Annotated in this window: 7 protein-coding genes and 1 pseudogene; 2 read left to right on the plus strand and 6 right to left on the minus strand. The window is 43.3% G+C overall.

Annotated features, from left to right (window positions below; all coding sequences use genetic code 11):
- Nucleotides 1–174: 174 nt before the first annotated feature.
- The 4 genes and pseudogenes from ACWIUJ_RS08395 to ACWIUJ_RS08410 all read right to left on the minus strand — a co-directional run bounded on the left by ACWIUJ_RS08395 (nt 175) and on the right by ACWIUJ_RS08410 (nt 2,806).
- Nucleotides 175–813: pseudogene (locus tag ACWIUJ_RS08395) on the minus strand (type II restriction endonuclease).
- Complete coding sequence (locus ACWIUJ_RS08400; RefSeq protein WP_454170215.1) at nt 782–1,822, minus strand: DNA adenine methylase; 1,041 nt, start codon at nt 1,820–1,822, stop codon at nt 782–784. Before ACWIUJ_RS08400 ends, ACWIUJ_RS08395 begins: the two are co-directional and overlap by 32 nt.
- 75 nt (nt 1,823–1,897) lie before the next feature.
- Nucleotides 1,898–2,026 (minus strand): hypothetical protein, encoded by a 129-nt coding sequence (locus ACWIUJ_RS08405; protein ID WP_454170217.1) that lies wholly within the window; start codon nt 2,024–2,026, stop codon nt 1,898–1,900.
- Between the two features lie 33 nt (nt 2,027–2,059).
- Complete coding sequence (locus tag ACWIUJ_RS08410) at nt 2,060–2,806, minus strand: NAD(P)-dependent oxidoreductase (protein ID WP_454170219.1); 747 nt, start codon at nt 2,804–2,806, stop codon at nt 2,060–2,062.
- Between the two features lie 293 nt (nt 2,807–3,099).
- On the opposite strand from ACWIUJ_RS08410, the gene ACWIUJ_RS08415 reads away from it, so the two are divergent.
- Nucleotides 3,100–3,561: a hypothetical protein gene (locus tag ACWIUJ_RS08415; RefSeq protein ID WP_454170221.1), complete on the plus strand. Its 462-nt coding sequence runs from the start codon at nt 3,100–3,102 to the stop codon at nt 3,559–3,561.
- A gap of 123 nt (nt 3,562–3,684) precedes the next feature.
- On the opposite strand, the gene ACWIUJ_RS08420 is transcribed toward ACWIUJ_RS08415, so the two are convergent.
- Both ACWIUJ_RS08420 and ACWIUJ_RS08425 read right to left on the minus strand, forming a co-directional pair.
- The gene (locus ACWIUJ_RS08420; RefSeq protein WP_454170223.1) at nt 3,685–3,846 is read right to left on the minus strand and encodes a hypothetical protein; all 162 of its coding nucleotides are present in this window, start codon (nt 3,844–3,846) and stop codon (nt 3,685–3,687) included.
- Nucleotides 3,847–3,853: 7 nt separating this feature from the next.
- Nucleotides 3,854–5,059: a hypothetical protein gene (locus tag ACWIUJ_RS08425; protein ID WP_454170225.1), complete on the minus strand. Its 1,206-nt coding sequence runs from the start codon at nt 5,057–5,059 to the stop codon at nt 3,854–3,856.
- 266 nt (nt 5,060–5,325) lie between these two features.
- Between ACWIUJ_RS08425 and ACWIUJ_RS08430 the strand changes: the two genes are divergently transcribed.
- Nucleotides 5,326–6,687, plus strand: coding sequence for an MFS transporter (locus ACWIUJ_RS08430; RefSeq protein WP_454170226.1), 1,362 nt, complete (start codon nt 5,326–5,328; stop codon nt 6,685–6,687).
- Nucleotides 6,688–6,709: the final 22 nt, after the last annotated feature.

The raw sequence follows: 6,709 nt of genomic DNA on the forward strand, positions 1-6,709 counted from the left end.
TTGCATTTATATTTGCATATAGATTCTCTCTCAAATCACTTGCGTTTCGCCACTTCGCACACAAAAATCATCTCTTTATGGTTGCTAAATTCTGTCTTGCCCGTGCTAAAGGACTTTAAATCAAATTCGTATTTGTGGGTAATGCCCCGCGACTCTAAAATCTGTGTGATTTGGTTATCTTTTCACCTCTTTTCTTACTATTTTTTTCGCTCTGCTTTGCGCATTCTTTTGGATTTCAGCGTGTTCGTTTTTGATTTCAAGGGGCCAGTCTTTGCCTTGCTCTTGCACATTCCAATCAGGGAATTTTCCGCTCTCACGCGCCAAATAATCCGCCACGCAACATTCCTCAATCAGCTTATACGAAATATACGCATTTTTGACATTTTTTAGTCCAAAAAGTCCCTTAATTTCTTTTTCAAAATTCTCTTGATAAATCATATAAAATTCGATTTTTGCCCCGCTTAAAATCGTATGATAGAGAAAATACCACACGCCTTCTGCTTACAGTTGCGAGTGCGAAGCACGAAGCAAAAAACTACGGATACTCGGGCGTCCTTTGACTCCGCCGTCTTTGTAGATTTCTAGCGTATTTTTGATTCCGCCTACCGCTTGACTTCCACCGATTTTCTTTATCACCCCATCAACCACGATGAGATACACCCGTGCGACATTTTGGGTTAAAATGCTTTGTGGTAAGGCGTTGCCGTTTTCATCTCGTAAATCTTTAAGATAATTAAAATTTAGCTTCGTGCTACCTGCGACAAACTCCACATCTGCGATTTTAAACGCCGTTTTGACTTCGCCAATTTTCATTTTTGCACCCTCGTTCTTTGATGATTAAAAGCTCGTGGCTTTGCTTGATATTATCCGTATCGCCTCGCTCGATTCGATTTTTGCCGATTCGCGTTTCGCCCTGTCCCATTGTGTATTGCCACTTTGGCTCTAAAATTGTAAAGTCTTTATACGCCTCTCTTACCCATTCGCAGTCATTGTAACTCAACACAAACTTGCCTTTGTGATTACGCAGACACTCGGCTAAAAGTTCGTGCTTAAAGCCATTGTGATGAATGGGGAAATTTCGCATAGGATAGATTCCCTTAAACATTTTAGAATCGCCTGTGAGAAAATACGGCGGGTCGCAGTAGAAAAAGTCATTTGGATATGTTTCAAATGCGCGCTCAAAACTTGCGCATTCAACGCTAAGATTTCGCACTTTTTTGTTGCGCCCAAAATCACGCAGTTTATTAAGCATATTTGTGTAGCGCGTTTTATCCTCATAGATTTTACTCATCCACCCCAAAAAGCCCGGTCCATAGCTAAGATTAAAGTTAAAATAATAATCCCGCGCGAGTGTGATTTTATCGAGCATTGCCTCGTTTTTATAATGCGCTTTTAACTCGGTTTTAATCAACTCATAAGTCTCTTTATTTGGCGTTATCTTCGCGAGATTTTCACATAGCGCGTCTGAATCTAAGATTGCAACCCGCCAAAAATTCACCAAAATATCAAAAATATCAAAAGCTTTGACCTCCAAATCTAGCTCCAACGCGCTTGCCACCTCCACACTCCCACCGCCGATAAATGGGCTAATAACGCGTGAAATATCATTTGGGAAATGCTCCAAAATCAGCCCAACGGCTAGACTTTTGCCCCCGCCATAGCGCAAAGGGCTTTTGGTATAGCGTTTATACGAGAGATTTTTGCCTTTGAGTGAATCTAAAAATCGCGCTTTTCGCTCCGCTAGATTCTCTCCCAAATCCGCGTTAGAATCCACACTAAAAAGCGCGGGTTGATTAGAAAAATTATACGCCAAATTTGACATAGTTATCGCATTCCTTGAAGCAAAATAAAATGCCAAATTGTATAAAAATTTGCCTTAACAAAACATATTTTGTTTTTATTTTGTGCGAATCTTTAACTTCACTTCGCTTACGCAGATTTTGCCATTGCTTATTGCAACAAGCGTTTTATACGCGACAAAAAGCGCAAAAATTAGCATTTGCAATATCACAATAAGGATTTTCATAGCGGGCAAACCACGCAAACAAGCCACAAAATATTATAGCCCTATCACGCCCACGCGCACTTTATTTCGCGTAGAATCCTCTGCAATATCCATCATCGCACTTGCATAATCCGCGTAAGAGCCTTTGGATTCGCCCTTGTCATTTACCTCAAATTCCTCGCCTGTGATTTTGTATTTGCCACTTTTGGGCGCGTCTGCGACAAATTCCGCAGGTGGGCTCACATAAACCCAATTTAGATTTTTTGATTCGCGCAAGAGTTCCAAAAGTTCGCCGTGCGCTGTTGCCACGCCTTTGTAGGATTCAGGGAAAGCGGGTGTATCCATTAGCCGTGTGGTATGGCTTTTGTCCATATACAAGCCCCCAGCACCACCTACGACAAGCAATCGCGCCTTGCTTCCTGCCAATATTTGCGCCAAATGCGCTCCGTGCTTTTTATAGAGGCTTAAATCCTTCCACTCGCCAAACGCGCTAATCACCACATCAAATCCCGCTAAATCGCTAGATTTAAGCGCGAAAATGTCCTTTTGCACCACTTTCGCGCCCTTATCTGCCAAATCCTTTGCTTTATCCGCGCTTCGCACAAACGCAGTTACGCTATGCCCGCGATTTAGGGCTTCTAGCGTGATAAGTCGCCCTGCCTTGCCTGTGGCAGCTAGCACGGCAATATTAAGCGTCTTGCCTTTTTTGCTTTTATCCACGCTTTTGCCAAAGGCATTTGTGCCTAACGCCCACATTCCAATACCCACAACTGAAGTTTTCAAAAACTCGCGTCTTTTCATTGTTAATCCTTTGTTTTGATTTTGCTAACGAGATTTCGCGTTAGCGTGGCGGAATTATAATGAAGCAATATCATAAAATCAAGTAGGGAGTTTTTTATAATCTAATATCTATTTTAGGACTATTGCGTAAAATAGGATAAAATTTAAGGAAAAATTTTTAAAAATTTTTGCTAATCAAAATGTAATTACTTAAAATTTGTGCGAAAAAGTTAGAAAGCGCACGAATCAAACACCAAATCTAACAGAAAATTTTCGCTATAATCGCGCTTTTATTTTAATACAAAGGACAAAAAATGAGACATTTTATCGCTACTGCGCTACTTTTTAGCGCGATTATCGCCATAAGCGCGACTGCTAAACCGCACGATTCGCGCCCATCACACGAGGCTGGATTCGCCCCGCTAGGCGCAGAATTACCACGCATAAAGGGAATCGCACCTGAAATCTTTGCAAATGCGAGTAAAGAAGCGCAGATTCGCGCACTGCAAATTGAAGCAAAATTGCGCAATAGTTTGCACAAAGCTACGCAAAAATTTCGCGATGAGCGCGAGAAACTCGAACTAGAAAAGAAAATATTACAAGTGCGACTCCACCACGCAAAAGCGCAAAACGATGAGGCTACAACCAAAGATTTGCTAAACCAAATCCACCAAAACGAGCAAGCCCTCGATAAAAACAAACTAGAAGAAAGCGTGTGGCGTGCCAAAGAGGAGCTGGAGCTAAAAGACGCGCTTTATAAAGAGTTACGCAAATAAGCAAAATGGGCAAAATCGCAGTGTAAAAGCTAAAAACTATAAATGGCTCACTAGCATTGCCTCACAAATCGCGCAATCCCCTATTTTGGGGCAAATTTTCATTTGCCCAACACTACAAATCCCCTAAAATCTATAATGCCTATGGTGGTGTTTGTGTGTTTTGTGCTTTGAGGACACAATTATCGTTTTTTTGACTACCGCATTTTGCGGGACACTCGTGCTACAACCATTTAACCAAAACGCGCCAAAAACCACGCAAAGCACAAGTAAGATTTTCGCACACATTTCACACCTACCTTTTTGGTGGTTTATTTGGCGATTTGCGTGGGTTAGATTGCGCTTGTGGCGTAGCTATTAGCGATTCTAAACACTCATCAACTAGCCTATCAAGTCCTTTTTGTGCAAAATCTAACTGCGCTTTTTGCGCGTCTATCATCTTGCCATATAGCGCGTTAAATTCCCGCGACATCGCATTTTTATCGCCATTTTTTAGCGCGGTGGCAAGTCGCATAGAATCCTGCCTTGCGCGTGGCGTGAAATTATCCGCTGTATTGCCCCCAAAAGAGATAATCCTGTCGATTCGCCCATAGAGATTGCGCTGCTGCGTTAGCTCGCTAAACTGCTCGTCCAAAAACGCGCTATCTTGCATTTTTTCAAGCAACTTCGCCCCGCCACTCACGCCCTTTTTTGCTGATTGATTCACGCTTTGGATTCGCGCTTCTAGCGCACTTTGATAGGCTTGTGCCACTGCATTGCGTAGATTTGCCTTATTTTCCTTGCTAGGATTTTGCAGATACGCCTTTTGTGCGTCATTTATAAGCGCGTTAAATTTGCGCTCACGCACTCGAGATTCTGGATTTACAGGGACAAACTCCGCGCCCACATTGATAAAATTTGCGATGATTTCAGCTAAAATCTCATCTTTGCTTAGATTTTGCGCTACTTTGCTTTGCGCCCCCTTTGGGCTAAGCGCAAATCGCTCGCTACTGAATCGCTCAAAACTCGCCCTTATGCGCTCCTCACGCAAATCCTCTGTCTCTTTGATATGCACTCGTTGTTCTTGCAAAAACGCCTCATAATACGCGCTTAACGCCTCTTTTAACGCCTTTTCATTATGCACACTCTTATTTTGATTATACGCGCTTATCGCTTTTGCCACGATTTCGCGCTCATTGCCTTTGTTGTTATCCGTTTCCAAATTCATAAATGGCGGATTTTTGCCACGCTTTATGCCATTTAGCCACGCGCTAATATTTTTCTCGCGCTCTTTTTCGCGGGTAGCAAGTTTTTCTTTTTTCTGCGCGATGACAGCGTCATAGCTTGCATTTAGCGAATCTAGCAAGTTTTGCTTATTTGCCTCGCTAGGATTTCTCTTATATTGCGCGATTGCTTTTTTGGTGCTCTCACTTAGTGGCGGATGCTCGCTCTCTGCCTTTGCGCCAAACGCCACGCTTTGGGATAAAAATACGCCTACAATCACTGCTACAAAATACTTCATTTTAAACTCCTTGTTGTAATTTTTGTGAATCTATTTTTAGCTTTTTGATTCACGGGCGAAATTTTACCTTGCGTTTGTGTAGTCAATGTGAAGTGTTATTGAAGTGCAAATTGCATAAATTTTTGGCTTTTAGATTCTTGTGTGAATCTCACAAAAAGGCTTTATATTGCGCTCTGTTTGGTTTGTCTTTGCGATGTTTGGTGCTATAATCGTAAAATTATTGGCAAGACTTTATAGCAAGCAGGCTATTTACTTAAAGGACACAAATGAATCCTCACAATCTCTTAGCGTGGCTCAATTTCTTTGTCGCTGATGTGCGCGATGGTTTGGGACCATTTTTGGGCGTGTTTTTACTCCAAAATGGCTTTGGTGAATCTCAAGTCGGGCTTATCGGCGGGATTTCACACATTATCGCGTTATCACTTGGCGTGCCTTGCGGGATTTTAGTGGATAAAACCACGCGCAAAAAAGAGCTTATAGGCGCATTTATCGCCCTTATCATCACATTTTGCACGCTTAATTACCTCTTTCCCTCCTTTGTTTTCACGCTTATCGCACAAGGGCTAGTCGCGCTTAGCGGGGTGTTTTTAGCCCCTGCGTTTGCCGCGCTCACGCTTGGCATTGTCGGTGTGCGCGACTATCCGCTCCAAACGGCGCGAAACGAAGCCTATAAACACGCAGGGACAGCGTTTGGTGCGGCACTTAGTTTTTGCTTTGCGCTGTATTTTGGCATTGTGAGCGTGTTTGTGATTACGGCGACTCTTGGGGGGATTTCGCTTGTGGTTTTAACGCTCATAAAGCGAGAGTCTATCGATGATTTCACTGCGCGGGGCGAGATTTGTAGCGAAGCGACTTTTGAAGCGACACTTGACTCCAAACCCACGCGCTTAATCGCGCTATTTATCGATAAACGCGTGCTATTTCTAAGCATAATAATGTTTTGCTTCCACCTTAGCAATGCCGCAATGCTCCCGCTACTAAGCCAAAGGGCGCAAAGGCTAGGGATTGACTCAAGTGGCGCGTATGCCGCAGCTACCATTCTCATCGCGCAAAGCACGATGATATTTGTGGCGTATCTGTGCGGGCGATTGTTGCGTAGATTGGATTTTCATAAGTCGGATTCTTGCAAGACGGAGTTAAAAAAGTCGCAAGATTCTACGCAAAATCCACCGCAAAATCGCGCAGATTCTATTGCTCCAACGATAAAAACTGCGACAAATCCCGCGACAAAATCTACGCAAGATTCAGAATTTAAACTCTATTTTTGGCTCTTTTTTGCCTGCTTTTTCGCGCTCATCATTCGCGGAGGCGTGGCAGCGCATTTTGATAGCATAGTAGCGATGATAGTCGTGCAGATTTTAGATGGCATTGGAGCGGGGGTTAGCGGGGTAGTTTTACCCGTAGTGGTCGCGCTTATCTTGCGTGGGAGCGGACATATCAACGCAGGACTTGCCTTTGCGCTTACCTGCGGGGGACTTGGCGGGGCGTTAAGCAATGGCGTAGGCGGGTATTTCGCGCAATATTATGGCTACTTTAGCGCGTATCTTTTTTTAGGAGGTGTGGCATTATGCGGACTCATTTTATGGTGCGCCCTCTCAAAGAAACTCTTTGGGATAAAATCCTTTTGAAAAACCTTAGCGAAAATAAAAT

It is taken from the genome of Helicobacter sp. 23-1046, assembly GCF_053654635.1.

What these genes read in the sequence shown, in the direction of transcription:
- ACWIUJ_RS08400 (WP_454170215.1), bottom strand. Translation starts at nt 1,822, where the DNA reads ATGTCAAATTTGGCGTATAATTTTTCTAATCAACCCGCGCTTTTTAGT.
- ACWIUJ_RS08405 (WP_454170217.1), bottom strand. Translation starts at nt 2,026, where the DNA reads ATGAAAATCCTTATTGTGATATTGCAAATGCTAATTTTTGCGCTTTTT.
- ACWIUJ_RS08410 (WP_454170219.1), bottom strand. Translation starts at nt 2,806, where the DNA reads ATGAAAAGACGCGAGTTTTTGAAAACTTCAGTTGTGGGTATTGGAATG.
- ACWIUJ_RS08415 (WP_454170221.1), top strand. Translation starts at nt 3,100, where the DNA reads ATGAGACATTTTATCGCTACTGCGCTACTTTTTAGCGCGATTATCGCC.
- ACWIUJ_RS08420 (WP_454170223.1), bottom strand. Translation starts at nt 3,846, where the DNA reads ATGTGTGCGAAAATCTTACTTGTGCTTTGCGTGGTTTTTGGCGCGTTT.
- ACWIUJ_RS08425 (WP_454170225.1), bottom strand. Translation starts at nt 5,059, where the DNA reads ATGAAGTATTTTGTAGCAGTGATTGTAGGCGTATTTTTATCCCAAAGC.
- ACWIUJ_RS08430 (WP_454170226.1), top strand. Translation starts at nt 5,326, where the DNA reads ATGAATCCTCACAATCTCTTAGCGTGGCTCAATTTCTTTGTCGCTGAT.